The organism is Haloferax sp. YSSS75 (assembly GCF_046764215.1).
Lineage (GTDB): Archaea > Halobacteriota > Halobacteria > Halobacteriales > Haloferacaceae > Haloferax.
In genome coordinates, this window is sequence record NZ_CP177206.1 from 151,583 (window position 1) to 170,634 (window position 19,052).

Genomic DNA, 19,052 nt, shown 5'->3' on the forward strand with positions numbered 1-19,052 from the left:
GAACGATTGGTCGTCGCAGTCGGTGGAGCGGTTTACTCGTTCGCCGGTGCGCGCGCGATAGTCACAATAGCACGCGGACTGCCGGGTTGTCGCTGGAGGATGTGGTGTTCGATGTCGACGAAGCCTGCGTCCTCGAACATCCGGTCTGCTTCCTCCTCGTCGTAAAACAGCATGATGGCGTCGGCGAGTTTCTGGAAGACGCCCGTCTTCGGATAGTCCGGGCCGACGACGAGCACTTTGTTGCCGGGTTTGACGACGCGGCGGAACTCTTCGAGGGCAGTGACGGGGTTCGGCCAGTACTCGATGGACCCTGACGACCAGATGACGTCGAACGAATCGTCGGCGAACGGGAGTCGTTCGGCGTCGCCGCGGTAGAACCGGACCTCGTCGTTCTTCCCGAACTTCTCCCACGCCTTCTGCATCTGGTGGATACTCTGGTCTAATCCGTGGACGTCGTCGGTGTAGCGGAGCAGTCCTTCGGTCCCGAATCCGGTCCCACACCCGACGTCGAGGACGCGGTCACCCTGTTGGATGTCGAGCATCTCGAGCGCCTCGTCGCGCATCTCCTCGTTCCAGATGAACGGGTTCACCTGGTCGTACACCTTCGAGAGGTACTTGTAGAACAGGCGGGCCCGCGCTTTATTTTCGAGGACTCCCATTGCGCCGGAATTAGGACTCACTGATGATAACGGTGCGGATTCGTCTCGCGGTTCGGGCGTCATCACCCCGTCTGAGGTGGGGGTGATTCCCAGACCCTCTCGCCCACTTTCCGCAAACACCTTATACAGCGCTTGTGCAACGTTCCTGTGATACGAGTATGCCGAGACAAGAGGTTCTCGAACGAATCAAAACGGCCGAGCAAGAGGCCGACGACATTGTCGAAGAGGCCGAGGCCAAACGTGAGGAACTCGTCGCGGAGGCGCGCCGCGAGGCCGACGAGATTCGCTCCGAGGCCGAAGAAGAGGCGAACGAACTCGAATCGGAGCGTCTGCAGGAAGGGCGCAAGGAGATCGAGGCCGAGCGGGAACGCATCCTCGAGGAGGGCGAAGAAGTCCGTGAAGAACTGATTGCCGAGGCGGAAGCCCGCATCGACGACGCGGTGGAATTCGCCGTCGGCAAGTTCGAGGAGGCGGTTGATGCTCAGACCTGAGCAGATGAGCAAAGTCTCGGTGACCGGTTCCAAGGGCGTCATGTCCGAGGTCATCGAGGCTGTCCACGACCTTCGACTGCTCCACGTCACCGAATACGACGGTTCGTGGCAGGAGGAGTTCGGGTTCGATACCGGGTCACCCATCGAAGGCGCGGAGAGCGCCTCCGACAAACTCGTCACCGTCCGCTCGCTCAAGAGCATCCTCGGTGTCGACGAGTCGGACGCCGGTCGCCAGCGCATCGTCCCCGACGACGCGCTCGGTGAACCGCTCGAAGAGATTCGGTCGGAGGTCAACGAACTGGACGACCGCCGGTCCGAACTGAAGAACAAACAGAACACAATCGACGACGAAATCGACGCGATGGAACCTTTCGTCGACCTCGGCATCGACCTCGACCTTCTCTCGGGGTACGAGTCGCTGCAGGTCGTCGTCGGGCAGGGCAAACTCGAACCGGTCGAGCGCGCCGTCGTCGATGCTCCCGAAGTCGACACCTACGAGATATTCTCGGGGCAGCGCACGCACGCCATCTTCGCTCGTCCCACGGAGAACGCCTCCGAGACGGCGCTGGTGGACGCGCTCGTCGGGTCGGACTTCACGACGTACGAGATTCCGGACGCGGAAGGCGGTCCCGAAGACTACGTCCGTGACCTCCAACAGGAAAAGCGCGAAGTCGAATCCAAACTCGACACCGTCGAGTCCGAGCTTCACGACCTGAAGGTCGAAGAAGGCGAATTCCTTCTCGCGGCCGAAGAACGCCTCGCCATCGACGTCCAGAAGACGGAAGCACCGCTTTCGTTTGCGACGACGGAGAACGCGTTCGTCGCGGAAGGCTGGATTCCGACCGACCAGTACAACGAGTTCGCCAGCGAACTCAAGAACGCCGTCGGTGCGAGCGTCGACATCGAGGAAATCGAACGCGCCGAGTTCTCCCACGACGGGCACGACCACGCGACCGAAGACGTTACAGAGAGCGGTGGGACGCCCGCCGCGACGGACGGTGGAGTGGTCACGATGTCCAACGACGAACCACCGGTCGTCCAGGACAACAGCGGCCCGGTCAAGCCGTTCGAACTGCTCGTCCAGGCAGTCAACCGACCGAACTACTACGAACTCGACCCGACCGTCATCCTGTTCCTGACGTTCCCGGCGTTCTTCGGGTTCATGATCGGTGACTTCGGGTACGGGCTCCTGTACAGCGCAATCGGCTACTACCTGTACTCGAACTTCGAGAGTAACGCGTTCAAGAGCATGGGCGGCGTCACCATCGCGGCCGGTGCGTTCACGACGCTCTTCGGTATCCTCTACGGCGAAATCTTCGGCCTGCACCTCATCACCGAGTACTTCTGGGTCGGTGTGGTCGGTCTCGAACACGCGCCGATAGAGAAAGGCCTGTCGCCGGCAACCGCCGAGTGGGCCCTCGGTTGGCTCACTGTGAGCGTCGTCGTCGGTATCCTGCACCTCAACGTGGGGTACATCTTCGACTTCTACGACAAGATGCAGCTCCACGACGTCAAGGAGGCAGTCCTCGAAGCCGGTTCGTGGATTCTGATGCTCAACGGGCTTTGGATCTGGATTTGGAGCCCCGCGCTCGGCGACATCCCGCCGGAGTTCCTGTTCACGACCTTCGCCAGTGACGGCGTCATCCCGCTCGGCTTCACTGGCTTCCCGGCTATCGTTGGATGGGCTGGTCTCGGAGCGTTCTTCCTCGGTCTCGCGTTCCTCGCGATGGTCGAACCCGCAGAACTGGTCGAGTTCATCAGCGTCCTCTCGAACGTTCTGTCGTACACCCGTATCGCCGCAGTGTTGCTGGCGAAGGCCGGAATGGCGTTCGCAGTCAACCTGCTGTTCTTCGGGGCGTACGAACACCACGGCGAGTTCCACTTCTTGCTCAACTACGGGCCGGAGTACGCTCTCGAGCACTACGAAGGAGCAGTCATCTTGTTCCCCGGTCTGATGCACTCCGGTGCAGCAGGGCTGGTCGGTGGCCTCCTCGTCCTCGTGCTCGGCCACGCACTCGTCCTCGCACTCGGTGTCACGAGCGCCGGCCTGCAGGCCGTGCGTCTCGAGTACGTCGAGTTCTTCGGCAAGTTCTTCGAGGGCGGCGGCCGCGAGTACGAACCGTTCGGCTACGAACGCGAGTTCACCACCGAAGACTAACAACTCTTCACCGGTGACACTTCTTTAGACCCGCTTCGAGAGCCGCCGCACTCCGTGCGAGTCCCTCGCTACACCGTCCAAATCCCGTGATTCTGTGGATTGTTTTGGGAACCTTTATGAGACGCCTTGCTACACATACGAACGTTCGGAGACGACAATCCGGTACTTAGGAACACACAATGATTGAAGCAATTGAACCCCTCATGACTGCACTGCAGAGTGAAGCTGCTGCCTCTCCCGCAATCGAGCCCTCGGCCGCCGCGGCCCTGGCCGTCGGCCTCGCCGCCTTCGGCGCTGGCTACGCAGAGCGTGGTATCGGTTCCGCTGCGATGGGCGCCATCGCTGAGGACGAGGACCTCTTCGTTAACGGACTGATCCTTACGGTCCTTCCCGAGACCCTCGTCATTCTCGCGCTGGTCGTCGTCTTCCTGGTCTAAACCACCCCTTCCTTTCCCATCATGAGTTTGGACAACGTCGTTGAGGACATCCGAGAGGAAGCCCGCGCACGTGCGGAGGAAATCAAAGAGGCCGGCGAGGAACGAGCAGACGAGATTCGCTCCGAGGCCGAAGCGGAAGCCGAAGCGCTCGTCGAAGAGCGTGAGGAGTCCGTCGAAAACCAACTCGAGCGAGAGCGCGAACAGGCGCTCTCCAGCGCGAAGCTCGAAGCGAAGCAGTCCCGTCTCGGCGCACGCCGCGACGTTCTGCAGCGCGTTCGTGCTCAGGTCGAAGACGAACTCGCCACGCTCGAAGGCGAACGTCGTGAGGAGCTCACCCGCTCGCTCCTCGACGCCGCCTCGGTCGAGTTCGAAGACGAGGACGAAGTCCACGTCTACGGCCGCGCTGACGATGCCGAGCTGCTCGAAGATATCCTTGCCGACTACGATGGATACGAAGTGTCCGGCGAGCGCGACTGCCTCGGTGGCGTCGTGGTCGAAGGCACGAATTCGCGTGTCCGGGTGAACAACACCTTCGATTCGGTCCTCGACACAGTCTGGGAGGACAACCTGAAGGAAGTGAGTGCGCGACTGTTCGACGACCAATGAGCACTGCTGGCGGCTCAAATCCGGAATACGTTATCGCTCGGGTGAGAGCGCGACGCAGTGCACTCTTCGGAGACGAAGAGTACCGCAAACTGGTCCGTATGGGACCGGCCGAAATCGCCCGATTCATGGAGGAGTCGGAGTACGAACGTGAGATCAACGCCCTCGGGAGCCGTTACTCGGGCGTCGACCTCATCGAGTACGGGCTGAACCACAACATGGCGAAGCAGTTCAACGACATCCTCAGTTGGGCCGACGGCCGTCTCTACGACCTCATCGCGCGGTACCTCCGGAAGTTCGACGCGTGGAACGTCAAGACCATCATCCGCGGTATCTACTCCGATGCGGCACGCGACGAGGTCGAATCCGACCTCATCCGCGCCGGCGAGTTCGACGACCGCCTCGTCTCTCGACTGCTCGACGCAGGCGAAATCGAGGAAGCCGTCGAGCTCCTGTCGGGGACGATTTTCGAAGATGGTCTCGAGGCCGCCTACGACGATTACGAAGACACTGGCGTCCTCGTTCCGCTGGAGAACGCCGTCGACCGAGCCTTCTACGAGCAACTGCTCGAAGGACTCGTCGTCGGTGAAGAGACGAAGCAGTACCGCGAATTCCTCGAAGCAGAGATTGACTTCCGGAACGCCCGCAACGCGCTCCGTATCGCCCGCAGCGGTGCCGACCTCGACCCGACCGATTACTTCATCGAGGGTGGCACGCTGTTCCGGGCGGCAGAGCTCGCGTCGCTGGCGACGAATCTGGACGAACTCGTCTCGAAGATTCGCGACAGTCGGTACGGTGACCGCCTCTCGAATGCACTGGCGGACTTCGAAGAGGCAAACAGCCTCATCGGCTTCGAGCGCGCCCTCGACGCGGCGCTCTTGGAGTACGCGGACACACTCGGTTACGTGTTCCCGCTTTCGGTCACGCCAGTCATCTCGTACATCCTCGCGAAGGAGCGCGAGGTGGACAACATTCGGGCGATTGCCCGCGGCCGTGAAGCAGGGCTTCCCCCCGAAGAGATACAGGAGGAGCTGGTCATCCAATGAGCCAGGAAATCGCAGTTATCGGCAGTCCGGACTTCACGACGGGATTCCGACTTGCGGGTGTCCGCAAGTTCGAGAACGTCCCGGACGAAGCAAAGGACGAAGAACTCGACGAGGCCGTTATGCGAACGCTCGAGGACGAGGACGTGGGCATCATCGTGATGCACGAAGAAGACCTCGACTACCTCTCGCGTAACGCCCGCCAGTCGGTCGAGCAGAGTATCGAGCCAACACTCGTTACGCTCGGCGGTTCTGGTGGCGCGAGCGGCCTCCGCGACCAGATCAAGAGAGCAATCGGTATCGATCTGATGGACGAATAACCAAACATGAGTCAGGCAACACAAGATTCCGTCCGCGAAGACGGTCTCATCGCAAGCGTGAGTGGTCCGGTCGTGACCGCCCGTGACCTTGACGCCCGCATGAACGACGTCGTCTACGTCGGCGACGAAGGTCTGATGGGCGAGGTCATCGAAATCGAGGGCGACCTCACGACCATTCAGGTGTACGAGGAAACCTCGGGAGTCGCCCCAGGTGAACCCGTCGAGAACACGGGCGAACCGCTGACGGTCGACCTCGGTCCCGGGATGCTGGACGCCATCTACGACGGTGTCCAGCGCCCGCTGGACGTGCTCGAGTCCAAGATGGGCTCGCCGTTCCTCGACCGTGGTGTTGACGCACCCGGTATCGACATGGAGAAGAAGTGGGAGTTCGAACCCAGCGTCTCCGAAGGCGACGAAGTCGCCCCCGGTGACGTCGTGGGTACCGTTCCCGAAACCGTGACCATCGAACACAAGGTCATGGTCCCGCCGTCCTTCGACGGTGGCGAAGTCGTCGCCGCCGAAGCAGGCGAGTTCTCCGTCACCGAGACGGTCGTCGAACTCGACAACGGCGAAGAAGTCACGATGCACCAGGAGTGGCCGGTTCGCAGTGCGCGTCCTTCGACGGAGAAGAAGACGCCGCGTGAACCGCTCATCTCCGGGCAGCGCATCCTCGACGGTCTGTTCCCCATCGCGAAGGGTGGGACGGCCGCGATTCCGGGTCCGTTCGGGTCCGGAAAGACGGTCACCCAGCACCAGCTCGCCAAGTGGGCCGACGCGGACATCGTCGTCTACGTCGGCTGTGGTGAGCGCGGTAACGAGATGACCGAGGTTATCGAGGACTTCCCGGAACTCGACGACCCGAAGACGGGCAACCCGCTCATGGCACGGACGTGCCTCATCGCGAACACGTCCAACATGCCCGTGGCGGCCCGTGAATCCTGCATCTACACCGGCATCACCATCGCGGAGTTCTACCGCGACATGGGCTACGACGTCGCACTGATGGCCGACTCCACCTCCCGGTGGGCAGAGGCCATGCGCGAGATTTCCTCGCGTCTCGAAGAGATGCCCGGTGAAGAGGGGTACCCCGCGTACCTCGCCGCGCGTCTCTCCGAGTTCTACGAGCGCGCCGGCTACTTCACCACCATCAACGGTGACGAGGGGTCTGTCTCCGTCATCGGCGCAGTGTCGCCGCCCGGCGGTGACTTCTCTGAGCCGGTTACGCAGAACACCCTGCGTATCGTGAAGACGTTCTGGGCACTCGACGCTGACCTCGCAGAGCGTCGTCACTTCCCGGCTATCAACTGGAACGAGTCCTACTCGCTCTATCAGGACCAGCTCGACCCGTGGTTCGTCGAGAACGTGCGTGACGACTGGCCCGAAGAGCGGCAGTGGGGCGTCGACGTCCTCGACGAAGAAGCTGAACTCCGCGAAATCGTTCAGCTCGTCGGGAAGGACGCCCTGCCAGCGGACCAGCAGCTGACGCTCGAAGTCGCTCGCTACCTCCGCGAGGCGTACCTCCAGCAGAACGCGTTCCACCCGACGGACACGTTCTGTGAGCCAGAGAAGACGTACGGTATCCTCACGGCCATCCACACGTTCAACGACGAGGCGTTCAAGGCGCTCGAAGCCGGCGTCCCCGTCGAAGAGATTCAGGACATCGACGCGGCTCCGCAGCTGAACCGTATCGGCGTCCAGGAAGACTGGGATGCGTTCATCGAGGACCTGAAAGCAGAGATTACCGAGCAACTCCGCGAGCTGTACTGAGACCATGAAGGAATACCAGACTATCACCGAAATCAGCGGCCCGCTGGTGTTCGCCGAAGTGGACGAGCCGATCGGTTACGACGAAATCGTCGAAATCGAGACGCCCCAAGGCGAAACCAAGCGCGGACAGGTCCTCGAATCGAGTGAGGGCCTCGTCGCGATTCAGGTGTTCGAAGGCACCACCGGTATCGACAGGAACGCGTCCGTTCGATTCCTCGGCGAGACGCTCAAGATGCCCGTGACCGAGGACCTCCTCGGCCGCGTGCTCGACGGTTCCGGCCAGCCAATCGACGGCGGCCCGGAAATCGTCCCCGACGAGCGACGTGACATCGTCGGCGCAGCAATCAACCCCTACTCCCGCGAGTACCCCGAGGAGTTCATCCAGACGGGTGTGTCCGCCATCGACGGCATGAACACGCTCGTTCGTGGCCAGAAGCTCCCAATCTTCTCCGCGTCGGGGCTTCCCCACAACAACCTCGCACTGCAGGTCGCCCGTCAGGCAACGGTGCCTGAAGAAGAAGGTGACGACGAAGAGTCCGAGTTCGCTGTGGTCTTCGGCGCGATGGGTATCACGCAGGAAGAGGCCAACGAGTTCATGCAAGACTTCGAGCGCACGGGTGCACTCGAGCGTTCCGTCGTCTTCACGAACCTCGCGGACGACCCCGCAGTCGAGCGGACGGTCACGCCGCGTCTCGCCCTCACCACCGCCGAGTACCTCGCGTTCGACAAGGGCTACCACGTGCTCGTCATCCTGACCGACATGACCAACTACTGTGAGGCGCTCCGCGAAATCGGTGCGGCTCGCGAAGAGGTCCCCGGTCGCCGTGGCTACCCCGGTTACATGTACACCGACCTTGCGCAGCTCTACGAGCGTGCAGGTCGTATCGAGGGACGCGAAGGGTCTGTCACCCAGATTCCCATCCTCACGATGCCGGGTGACGACGACACGCACCCGATTCCGGACCTGACCGGCTACATCACCGAGGGGCAGATATACATCGACCGCGACCTGAACTCGCAGGGTATCCGCCCGCCGATCAACCCGCTGCCGTCGCTGTCGCGACTGATGGACGACGGTATCGGTGAGGGCCTCACTCGCGAGGACCACGCCGACGTCTCCGACCAGATGTACGCGGCGTACGCAGAGGGTGAGGACCTTCGTGACCTCGTGAACATCGTCGGCCGCGAGGCACTGTCCGAGCGTGACAACAAGTACCTCGACTTCGCAGAGCGCTTCGAAGCCGAGTTCGTCAACCAGGGCTTCGACACGGACCGGACCATCGCCGAGACGCTCGACATCGGCTGGGACCTCCTGTCGACGCTGCCGAAGTCCGAGCTCAACCGTATCGACGAAGAGCTCATCGAGAAGTACTACCAGGAAGACGCCGAGACGGTCGAAGCGGAAGCCTAATCCGGGTTTTCGTTCCTCAGCTTCGGTCCCGATTTCTCTCTCTATTTTCCGGCGTGAGCGACGCGGCCACCTCGTGTCCGTACACGTCGAAGCAGTCGCGCCCGACGAGTGCGCACGAACCTCCTTTAGGTCACGCGTGCGACGTATTCCCATGAACGACACGCCGTCTTCGACAGACACGCCGCTTCGCGTCCTCGCAATCGCCGGTGGAACAGAACGTGACCGTATCGAAGACGTGCTGTCGTCGCTGTCGGTCACCGTCGAACCGTCGGTCGATGCAGCGCGTTCTCGACTCGACACCGACCCTCCCGACTGTCTCGTGGTCCGAACCGACCGAGTAGACGACATCTCGTCGCTCCGTGCGGAGACGACACTCCCACTCGTCGCCGTCGTCCACCCGGGCAGCGACCTGTCACGGATGGCGGCACTGGATGCGGGGGCGACAGACGCCGTCCCACTCGTCGATTCGAACCTCTTCGAGCGATTCCCGGAACGAGTCGAAATCGCCGTCGCGTGGCAGCGGTCGAGAGACGAGGCGACGGGGCGAATCTCCGAGGACCTGAAAGAACAGGCGCTAGACGAAGCGCCAGTCGGTATCACGATTGCCGACTATACGCTCCCGGACCGGCCACTCGTCTACGTCAACGAGTCGTTCGAGTCGATGACGGGCTATTCGGAACAGGCAGCACTGGGGCGCAACTGTCGGTACCTACAAGGACCGGAGACGGACCCGGAAAAGGTCGCAACGCTCCGCGCGGCCATCGACGCCAAGGAGTCTGCGTCGGTCGAACTGCTGAACTATCGGGAGAACGGCGAGACGTTCTGGAACCGTGTCGACCTCGCACCGCTCAGAGGTCCGAACGGAGACGTGACGCACTTCGTCGGCTTTCAGACGGATATCACGGAACGCGTTCGGGCCGAGGAGGCCGCAGAACGCTACGCAGAGCGAGTCGACGAAGAACGCGCTCGACTCCAGACACTGGTCGAACTCATCGAGGGATTACTCGAAGACGTGACGAGCGCACTCGTCAGAGCGGAGTCACGGCAAGAACTCGAAGCGGCCGTCTGTACGCGCGTCGCAGCGACCGAACCGTTCGAGAGCGCGTGGATAGGCGACTGTGACCTCTCGCCCGCAGCAGTCGTCCCAAACGAGTGGGCGGGTGAGCACGCGTCGTTCATCGAGACCCTCGAAATCGACCGCGACCAGTCGGACGACCCGACGGCGCGCGCCGCGAACACGCGGACCGTCCAGTCGGGGGTCACAACCGACACACCGGGTCACGACGCGAGGTATCCGTCTCGCTCCACACTCGCCGTGCCGTTGATTCACCGGGAGACGCTCTACGGGGTGTTGACCGTCTACGCCGACACCGCCGAACTCGACGACGAAGTCCACGTCGTCTTCGGGACGCTCGGGCGGGCGGTGGGTGCGGCTATCGACGCCTTCGAGAGTCGGCGGTCACTCATCTCCGACGAAGTCCTCGAACTCGAATTTCAGGTGTCGGACGCCACGCAACCACTGGTCTCCCTCGCCGCGGCGACCGACTGCCAGTTGACGTACGAAGGTGCCGTCCTCCACGACGACGACACGCTCAGTCTCTTCGTCTCGGTGACGCCTCCCGCGCAGTTCGACGACGAACCCGGTGACATCGACGGTATCGTCTCCGTCGCCAGACTGCCTCGCGGCGACGACGTGGGTCTCTACGAAGTCGTCCTCGAAGCGGGGTCGCTCGCCCATCTCGTGGCAGATGCCGGCGGCCGATTGACTGACCTCGAAGTCACGCGGACGGGAAGTCGGTTCACGACAATCGTCCCGGACCGCGCGGCAGGCCGGGAACTACGCGACGACCTCGAACGCGTCGCCAGCGGCGTCGAACTCAGGGCTGTCAGAGACCGGTCGTCGCCCCCGCGGACCCGCCGCGAGTTCGTCGCCAACGTCGGTGATGACCTCACGGACAGGCAACACACGGCCCTGCAACTCGCGTATCTGGGTGGCTTTTTCGACTGGCCACACGGTGTGTCGGGTGACGAACTCGCCAGTGCGATGGACGTCTCACGGGCGACGTTCCACCAACACCTCCGCGCCGCCGAGCGAAAACTCGTCTCTCGATTCTTCGAGACCGCTCCGAACTAGACCCGACCGGTCCGTGCCCTCGCCGATTGACCCGTCACTGACCAGTCTCACCCGGTCTGACGGGCCAGACAGTAAAAGATTAACACCCCTGAACGACAATCCTCGCCAAAGATGGCCGAAGACGTCAAGCCGACCCGCAAGAACTTGATGGCGATCGAGGATCGCATCGAACTCTCGGAGCGGGGCCACGACACGCTCGAACAGAAGCGAGACGGCCTCATCATGGAGTTCATGGACATCCTCGACCAGGCACAGGACGTGCGGGCGAACCTCAACGCAGACTACGAGCGCGCCCAGCGCACCATCAACATGGCCCGCGCCATGGAGGGTGACGTCGCAGTTCGCGGCGCTGCCGCCGCGCTCAAAGAGTACCCAGAGATTACGACGCAGTCGAAGAACATCATGGGTGTCGTCGTTCCGCAAATCGAATCCTCGCGCGTCAAGAAGAGCCTCGACCAGCGTGGCTACGGACTGCTCGGTTCCTCGGCCCGCATCGACGAGGCGGCCGACGCCTACGAGGAACTCCTCGAATCCATCATCCTCGCCGCGGAAGTCGAGACGGCGATGAAGAAGATGCTCGAAGAAATCGAGACGACGAAGCGCCGTGTCAACGCACTCGAATTCAAGCTCCTGCCCGAACTCTACGAGAACAAGGAGTACATCGAGCAGAAACTCGAAGAACAAGAACGCGAGGAAATCTTCCGCCTGAAGAAGATCAAGGCGAAGAAGGAAGAAGAAGAGAAAGAAGAACGGAAGGCCGCCGAAAAGGCCGCCGCCGAAGAAGCTGCCGCCGCGAACTAACCACGCTCTGCTTTCTGACGCGTTCTTGGTCGTCTCACCGACCAATTTTCACCATTCGACCGCGTAGCCTCCGGTATGCCCTGTCCCGAATGCGGGGGTGACGAAGTCGTCTTCGCCGTCCCAGAACCACTCGAAGAGTACGCCCCGGAAGGGTCGGTGACGATTGGCCTGTGTGGTGACTGCTTGCGCGTCCATCCGAGCGACGAGCGCCTGACCGACGACGAGACGCGCCCGCTCGCCGATATCGTCCCCAACGGTGGCGGCGGTGCGGCCCTCGCCATGCTCGTCGGCTTTCTCGACTCGCTGGCGCTCAACCGCGAGGCAATCGTCGAGTGTACCGAGTACGCAGAACGCGAGGGTATCGACGTCCACCTCACACTCGACAGACTCGAACGGTCGGTTCCAGACGCTCACTTCGACGTGGCGCGACGACACTCGCAGTTAGAGGCGTTCCTGTAATCGCCCCACGAACGGACCCATCTATTCGCCCTTCGAACGCCTTTTAGCCTATTTCGCACAACAGCGAACCAGATGAACCGAATCGGCCGGGACACGTTCGGGGTGCGACAGTGACGGAGTCACAGGATTCGTCTGGCGGCGTCGTGACTCGGGTCGCCAGTCGTGTTCTGGGGTCCGTAGACGACGGCGACGTCGTCGTCGGTGCGGTCATCGTCAGCACGTTCTTCATCGGGTTCGGCGGTGGTGTGGTGTTCCCGATTCTGCCGAATCTCGGGGCCGTTCTCGGCATTTCTCCGTTTCTCGTCGGAATCATCCTGAGTGCGAACCGATTCTCTCGACTGCTGGCGAACGCACCGGCAGGGAGTCTCGTCGACCGAATCGGGACGCGAACCCCGTTCGTCGTCGGCATGGTCGTCCAGGGTATCGCGACGTCCGGGTACGTCGTCGCCATGGTCGCACCACTCCCCGAGGCGTGGTTCTTGGGTGCGCGCGTGTTGTGGGGTGTCGGGAGCGCCCTCGTCTTCGCGACGGCGTACACCATCGCCGCCGACGTGAGCGATGGGCGGTCACGTGGGGCGAACATGGGTCTCATCAGAGGGGGTGTCCTCTTTGGATTCCCGGCAGGCGTGGTCATCGGCGGTGTTCTGAGTGAACTGGCGGGGACGGTAGCGGCGTTCGGCGTCGCGACAGTCTTCGCATTCTTCGCCAGCGCCATCGCCTACGGGTCGGTTACGGAGACACACGTCGAAGCAGAACGCAACCAGTCGGCAAAACCGTGGGACGTCAACAGAAGCACGCCCGCACTCACGGTCGGTGTGGTGAACTTCTCGGTGCTCTTCGTCTACATCGGCGCACTGTTCGCGACGCTGGTGCTGTTTCTCGGACAGAACGACCTGAGCGTCTTCGGATTCGACTCACAGGGGTCGTCGGGAATCTTCATGGGTCTCACCGTCGTCGCCGCGGGCATCTCGATGTACGTCGGCGGGTACGTAAGCGACAAGCGGCAGTCGCGTGTCCCCACGTTGCTCTTCTTCTTGGTGACGACGTCGCTCGGATTCGTCCTGTTGACGTTCGCGCATTCGAACCTGACGCTGGCCCTCGCCTGCGTGTTCGTCGGCGTCGGACAGGGTGGGACCAGCGGCCCACTGATGGCGCTGTTGGGTGACCTGGTCCCCGGCGACGAGATGGGCCGCGCCGTCGGGACGAGTAACGTGTTCGGTGACGTCGGCGGTGGACTCGGCCCCATCGTCACGCTCCCGCTGATAGACGTCGTCGGCTTCGACCCGATTTACCTCTCGTGTGCGGCCTTACCGCTCGTCGCGGCGGTGGCGCTCCTCGTCGGTGTTCGTCGGGAGACTGGTCGCTTCGTCCCGAGCGTCCGACCGTGACGCGGCGTCGAGTCGGTCGCTGCGAGGGGTCGAAAAGAGACGCCGAGGAGGAGTCGCTTAGATACCGGTGGAGTAGCGGAGGATGCCGGCGATGCCACCGAAGGCGTCGTGGAGCTGTTCGCCTTTCTCGAAGTCGGTGCTGATGAACTTCGTCTCCGTACCGCGCTGGTCTGCGAGGTCCATCAGATACTCGATGACGTCCTCGCGCTTCTGCAGTTCGGCCTCGCTCCCGTCTTCACAGTCGTGTGACGGGGTGTTGTGTCGGTGGTCGACGAGTTCGAACTCCTCTTGGCCGCCGCAGTCGAAGACGGCGACGTCTTTGCGGAGGTCCTCGGAGATGAGCAGACGGTCGACAGAGCCCATGACGAGGTTCTTCCGCGTCGCCTCGAACCCGTAGGTGGACTCGTTACCGCGGTGGAGTTTCTCGAAGAACTCCTCCATCTGCTTTTTGTCCTTCATGACCTCCTGGTCGGCCAGCACGTCCTGTGCGGCGTCGACCAGGTCGTAGAGGCCGGACTCGTCGGTGTAGGCCACGTCGAACTTGCCGGCGACGAGGTCCTGCAGTTCGTGGTGGAGGTAATCGCCGTCGAGGAACTCGTCTTTCGTCGGCGAGGGACCGCCCACGAGGATGCCGTCCATGTCGTGACGCTTCGGGACGAACAGGTCGTTGGCCATGCCGGCGACTTCCTGATAGAAGTTGTCGATTGCTTCGAGGCGGAGACGGGCGAAACGCTGGGCGGACTGGCCACCTTTGCGCTGTTTCCCGGGGACGAGCGACGAGGCGCTCTTGACCGGTTCGACGCGCTTGCCTTTCAGCCACCCGACGTTCGCTTCGCGCCGGTCGAGGACGATGAGGCCGAAGAGGCCCTTGTCCATGAGCATGTCCTCGAGTGGCCCGGTGAGGAAGTTCGAGTCGCAGTGGTAGCGGAACGACTGGATGGGTTCCGGTGGACTATCGAGTACCTTCGTGACCATGTTCGTCTGGCCACCGCCGGAGTCCACGGCACCGGAGAACATGACGATACCGCGGTCCGGTGGGAACGTATCGTAGTACCGGAGACGGTCTTTGATACTCGTCAGGGCGTCCTGGACGTTCGTCCGCGTCTGCTTGGACTTGATGTTCGACGCTTCGCTGTGCTCTGTGATGACGTGTTCGACGACGTCAGATATCTGCTTGTCTTCGGGGATGTAGATGGTGACGAGCTGAGTTCCCGAGCCTTCGTACTCCTTGAGGTCCTCGATGACCTTCTTGAATTCGTACTTTCGGCGGTCTTCGCTCGCCTCCTCGGCGTCGCTACTCATCACTACTCCTAGTCTATCCAGCGGCTAAGTAACCTTTGACTGGGAACGCTACACGATATCCACTCACACGCCGGTCTCCCGGTCAGACGCACGTCGTACAGGGAGTCCACTGTTCGAGAACATTTATGGTGCTGTCACGGGTGGCTTTCGACAGTTGGAACTATGGCTCGGGTGTACGCAATTGCCAGCGCAAAAGGCGGGGTTGGAAAGACGACGACGACTGCCAACCTCGGGACGGTCCTCTCGATGGCCGGCCACGACGTCGTCGTCGTCGACGGTGACCTCGGGATGCCGAATCTCGCTGGAGCTCTCGGTGTCGACCCAGACGGGGAGACACTCCACGACGTGCTCACCGGTGAGGCGACGGTCGAATCGGCCACCTACGAGGGGCCCGAAGGACTCTCGGTCGTCCCCGGTTCGACTGCGTTGGAGGCGTTCGCGAGTGCGAACGCGAAGCAACTCCACCCGGTCATCGAGACGCTCAAAGAGACCCACGACATCGTCCTCGTCGACACCGGTGCGGGCCTCAGCGACGACACGTTCGTCCCGCTGAAACTCGCAGACGAGGTGCTCTTGGTCTCGACCACCGAACGCGAGGCGCTCGGTGATACAGAAAAGACGCGCCAACTCGGTGAGCGAATCGGCGCGGACGTCGTCGGCGTCGTCCTCACCCGCGTCAACCAGTCGAACCCGAACGCCGACGAGGTTGCCTCGCTCCTCGACGCGGGCGTCATCGCCGTCGTCCCGGAAGACGCCGCGATTCGCGAGGCACTCGGTACACAGGTGCCAGTCGTCGCCCGGTCGCCCGACAGCATCGCCGCCGCAGGATACCGCGCACTCGCAGAGGCGCTCACCGGCGAACCGGTGCCAGTGCCGGACGGCGACGCCGACGAAGACTCGCAGACTGACGAAGAACCTGCACCCGCCCGAGAACCCGACGCCCCCAGCGACGCCGAGACGGACGACGATGTATCCGTCGTCCAGACCGACGCGCCCCCCGAATCAGAGACGGCAGACGACGAATCCACTGACACCGACAAATCCACTGACGCCGACGAATCCACCGACGCTGACGAATCCACCGACACCGGCGCCGACGCCCGCTCTGAGTCCTCACCTGAACCATCGGCCGACGCCGACGACTCCCAATCACCCGAACCCGAGTCTGTGACGGAACGGCCGAGCGACTCCGAAGAAACGCCGGACGAATCGGCCACCAACTCGGTCGAAGAACAGTCTGTGGAGACAGATTCGGTGGAAGAGCAGTCCGAGGAGGCAGATACGGTCGAAGAACAGTCACAGGACACGGACCCAGCCGAAGCGGAGTCGCCCGACACCGAACCGGCCCCAGCGCCCGACGCCGACTCCGAAGCGTCGGCGGAGTCCTCGCAGACCATCGACGCGGACGCCGACGCGGCAGGCGATGTGACGGCCGAAGCGCAACTCGAAGCGGAGGCAGAAGCCCAACTCGACGCAGAGGCCGACTCGTTAGACGGTGCGATTCCGTTTGGCGGCGACGCTTCGGCGTCGGGATCCGACGACCCGTTGGCCGGTGAGTCGTTCGCGGGCGACGACCCGGTGACGGCCGACTTGGACGACGCCGAGATGGGGCCGGACCCACTGGCAGGCGACGCCGTAGACGAACCCACGAACGGGAGCGTCACGGCCGATGTCGACACGTCGGACCCCGACGACGTCTCTCCTGCCGCCGGAACGGCCACTCAGTCTGCCCCTGCCGAGGACCACACGGAACCCGTCGAACGCGAGCACGACGACGCACCGGCGCAGTCTTCGGAGGAGGCGTCGGTGGTCGAAGCGGCGCCGTCGGACGACGGGGACGAACCGCTCGTCGCCGAGGCAGAACCGGACGCAGTCGAAACTGCCGACCAGTCGCCTTCGGACGGCGACGACGACGCGGGTGACGAAGAGGGAGTCTACACCACTTCGCTCGTCGAAGAAGTCGAGTCACTCGAAGACGAGGAAGAAGACGAGAAGAAGAAGGGCTTCCTCAGTCGCTTCCTCGGCTAAACGAGAAGTTCTTTTAGGCGGGTCCGCCGAAACCCGGGTATGGTAGAATCCAACTCCGTTCCCTTCTGGTGGGTACTGTTGTTCATCCTCCTCGCACTCGGTAGTGGTGCCGCCGTCGTCTTCGCAGTCGGCGGGTCGCTCGTCGCCGGAACTGCAGCACTCCCACTGTTCTTCTAACGAAAAATTCGTCTCGGCCCGCAGTTACATCGACTGGGGTGCTTCGACACCGACGATAGCGAGTGCGTTGGCGACGGCGTTTCGCGCCGCTTTGACGAGTGCGAGGCGTGCGGCACCGACGTCTTCGTCGGCGTCGAGCACGGGGCACTCGCGGTAGAAGGTGTTGAACACTTCCGCGAGTTCGCGGGCGTACGTGGCGACGGCGTGCGGTTCGAGGTCGTCTGCCGCCTCCTCGACGACGGCGGGGAACCGCGCAATCGTCCGAATCAGGTCGCGTTCGGCGTCGGTGGTGAGCACGGACGGGTCGACTTCGGTGGCGTCGAGGCCGGCGTTGGCCGCCTCGTCGACGATACCACAACAGCGCGCGTGGACGTACTGGATGTACGGCGCGGACTGCGCTTCGAAGTTGAGCGCCTGGTCCCACTCGAAGGTAATCGTCTTCGTCGGTTGTTTGGAGACGATGTCGTAGCGAACCGCGCCGATACCGACCTGTCGTGCGATGCGGTCGATGTCGTCTTCGTCTAGGTCGTCGTCGCGGACGCGATTTTCGAGTCGCACTTCCACTTCGTCGCGGGCACGGGAGATAGCCTCGTCCAGCAGGTCGTCGAGCATGACGCCGGTCCCCTTGCGGGTGGACATCGTCTCGCCGCCGGGGAGATTGACCCACGAGTAGATGACGTTCTCGAGTTTGTCGACGTCGTTGCCGAGGATGTCGAGTGCGGCGCGGAGTTGGCCGGCCTGCAGTTTGTGGTCTTCACCGAGGACGGTCACGGCGCGGTCGAAGTTGTCGAATTTCCACTCGTGGTGGGCGAGGTCACGCGTCGTGTACAGCGAGGTGTCGTCCGACCGGAGGAAGACGAGGTTCTTCTCGAACCCGTAGTCCTCGAGTTCGAGTTGCCACGCGTCTTCCTCGTAGACGGCGTATTCGGTCTCCTTGAGACGGTCCGCGACGTCGCGGGTGCTCCCGTCGAACATGAAGCGCGTCTCTTTGACGAACTCGTCGAACTCCGCGGGGAGGCGTTCGAGACACTCGCGCATCCCGCCGAGCACCTGGTCGACGACTTCTTCGACGCGGGCGTAGGTTTCTTCGTCGCCTTCTTCGATGCCCTGCAGAATCTCGGTAATCTCGGCTTCTGCCTGTTCGACCTGTTCGGGGTCGGCGTCTTCGAGGTAGGCGTTGCCCTTCTGGTAGTACCGGACGAGGTCGTATTCGATACGGTCGCGTGCCGGTTCGCTGTCGAGGTCCGACTCGTCGAACGTCTCGTATGCCCACGTGAAGACGGCCATCTGGCGGCCGGCGTCGTTCACGTAGTAGTGGCGTTCGACGTCGTTGCCGGCGAAGTCGAGCAGGCTCGCGACGGCGTCACCGATGACGGGGTTTCGAGTCCGGCCGACGTGGACCGGTCCGGTCGGGTTCGCACTCGTGTGCTCGACGACGACGCTGTCTCCGGTCGATGGAAGACGGCCGTAGTCGGTATCGTCGGCGGCGTCTTCGAGCGTGTCGTCGTAGTAGGCGTCGGTCACGTGGAAGTTCACGTACGGCCCCTGGGTGTCGACTGCGCCGACGTAGTCGTAGCCCTCGACGGAGATTTCGTCTGCGATGTCGGCAGCAACCTTCGGCGGTGCGGCACCGACGACGCCGGCCAGTCGGAAGGCGACGCTGGAGGCGAGTGTCGCGGGTACGTCCTCCGGCGGTTCCTCGACCCCGAGGTCGTCGGTGGGAAGGTCGAGCGACGAGAGCGCCGCAGAGAGCGCCGCCTCGACCTCCTCACGGAACTGTCTGAACATGTACGCGGATTCTCGACAGGCGGCTAAAGGCCTTTCCGAACCGTCCGAGGCGAGGCGGACCCCGTCGTGTCGGTCGTTCGAATCGT

17 protein-coding genes are annotated in these 19,052 nt (G+C 62.8%); 14 read left to right on the forward strand and 3 right to left on the reverse strand.

What is annotated here, in order from left to right:
- Positions 1-32: 32 nt before the first annotated feature.
- Entirely contained in the window at positions 33-659 is a 627-nt protein-coding gene (locus tag ACK3R5_RS00865) for a methyltransferase domain-containing protein (RefSeq protein ID WP_411967764.1), read from the reverse strand.
- A gap of 158 nt (positions 660-817) precedes the next feature.
- Here ACK3R5_RS00865 and ahaH point away from each other — a divergent pair, with 158 nt between their 5' ends.
- From ahaH to ACK3R5_RS00925, 12 genes are all read left to right on the forward strand, one after another.
- Positions 818-1,150: an ATP synthase archaeal subunit H gene (ahaH, locus tag ACK3R5_RS00870; protein WP_411965198.1), complete on the forward strand. Its 333-nt coding sequence runs from the start codon at positions 818-820 to the stop codon at positions 1,148-1,150.
- The gene (locus tag ACK3R5_RS00875) at positions 1,137-3,308 is read left to right on the forward strand and encodes a V-type ATP synthase subunit I (protein ID WP_411965199.1); all 2,172 of its coding nucleotides are present in this window, start codon (positions 1,137-1,139) and stop codon (positions 3,306-3,308) included. The genes ahaH and ACK3R5_RS00875 overlap by 14 nt, the downstream gene beginning before the upstream one ends.
- Before the next feature lie 179 nt (positions 3,309-3,487).
- A complete protein-coding gene (locus ACK3R5_RS00880; protein ID WP_411965200.1) occupies positions 3,488-3,745 on the forward strand; it encodes a F0F1 ATP synthase subunit C in 258 nt (85 codons plus the stop codon).
- A 21-nt stretch (positions 3,746-3,766) separates the two neighbouring features.
- On the forward strand, positions 3,767-4,351 hold the full coding sequence (locus ACK3R5_RS00885; protein WP_411965201.1) for a V-type ATP synthase subunit E: 585 nt from the start codon (positions 3,767-3,769) through the stop codon (positions 4,349-4,351).
- Positions 4,348-5,394 (forward strand): V-type ATP synthase subunit C, encoded by a 1,047-nt coding sequence (locus tag ACK3R5_RS00890; protein WP_411967765.1) that lies wholly within the window; start codon positions 4,348-4,350, stop codon positions 5,392-5,394. The genes ACK3R5_RS00885 and ACK3R5_RS00890 overlap by 4 nt, the downstream gene beginning before the upstream one ends.
- Positions 5,391-5,711, forward strand: a complete 321-nt coding sequence (locus tag ACK3R5_RS00895) for a V-type ATP synthase subunit F (RefSeq protein WP_411965203.1) — start codon at positions 5,391-5,393, stop codon at positions 5,709-5,711. The genes ACK3R5_RS00890 and ACK3R5_RS00895 overlap by 4 nt, the downstream gene beginning before the upstream one ends.
- A 6-nt stretch (positions 5,712-5,717) precedes the next feature.
- Entirely contained in the window at positions 5,718-7,478 is a 1,761-nt protein-coding gene (locus ACK3R5_RS00900; RefSeq protein WP_411965204.1) for an ATP synthase subunit A, read from the forward strand.
- Positions 7,479-7,482: 4 nt separating this feature from the next.
- Positions 7,483-8,889, forward strand: a complete 1,407-nt coding sequence (locus ACK3R5_RS00905) for an ATP synthase subunit B (RefSeq protein WP_411965205.1) — start codon at positions 7,483-7,485, stop codon at positions 8,887-8,889.
- Positions 8,890-9,040: 151 nt separating this feature from the next.
- Complete coding sequence (locus ACK3R5_RS00910; protein ID WP_411967766.1) at positions 9,041-11,023, forward strand: bacterio-opsin activator domain-containing protein; 1,983 nt, start codon at positions 9,041-9,043, stop codon at positions 11,021-11,023.
- Positions 11,024-11,134: 111 nt separating this feature from the next.
- Entirely contained in the window at positions 11,135-11,824 is a 690-nt protein-coding gene (locus ACK3R5_RS00915) for a V-type ATP synthase subunit D (protein ID WP_411967767.1), read from the forward strand.
- 75 nt (positions 11,825-11,899) lie between these two features.
- Positions 11,900-12,283 (forward strand): DUF6276 family protein, encoded by a 384-nt coding sequence (locus tag ACK3R5_RS00920; protein ID WP_411965208.1) that lies wholly within the window; start codon positions 11,900-11,902, stop codon positions 12,281-12,283.
- Positions 12,284-12,426: 143 nt separating this feature from the next.
- Positions 12,427-13,671 carry an MFS transporter gene (locus tag ACK3R5_RS00925; RefSeq protein ID WP_411965768.1) on the forward strand — a complete coding sequence of 415 codons (1,245 nt, stop codon included), beginning with the start codon at positions 12,427-12,429 and terminating at the stop codon, positions 13,669-13,671.
- 57 nt (positions 13,672-13,728) lie between these two features.
- Here ACK3R5_RS00925 and prf1 read toward each other — a convergent pair whose 3' ends face one another.
- Positions 13,729-14,973: a peptide chain release factor aRF-1 gene (gene prf1 / locus ACK3R5_RS00930; RefSeq protein ID WP_411967768.1), complete on the reverse strand. Its 1,245-nt coding sequence runs from the start codon at positions 14,971-14,973 to the stop codon at positions 13,729-13,731.
- A gap of 162 nt (positions 14,974-15,135) precedes the next feature.
- Between prf1 and minD the strand changes: the two genes are divergently transcribed.
- Positions 15,136-17,001 (forward strand): cell division ATPase MinD, encoded by a 1,866-nt coding sequence (gene minD, locus ACK3R5_RS00935; RefSeq protein WP_411967769.1) that lies wholly within the window; start codon positions 15,136-15,138, stop codon positions 16,999-17,001.
- 39 nt (positions 17,002-17,040) lie between these two features.
- Positions 17,041-17,178 carry a hypothetical protein gene (locus tag ACK3R5_RS00940; protein ID WP_411965211.1) on the forward strand — a complete coding sequence of 46 codons (138 nt, stop codon included), beginning with the start codon at positions 17,041-17,043 and terminating at the stop codon, positions 17,176-17,178.
- Between the two features lie 24 nt (positions 17,179-17,202).
- Here ACK3R5_RS00940 and argS read toward each other — a convergent pair whose 3' ends face one another.
- Positions 17,203-18,966: an arginine--tRNA ligase gene (gene argS, locus ACK3R5_RS00945; RefSeq protein WP_411965212.1), complete on the reverse strand. Its 1,764-nt coding sequence runs from the start codon at positions 18,964-18,966 to the stop codon at positions 17,203-17,205.
- Positions 18,967-19,052 lie beyond the last annotated feature (86 nt).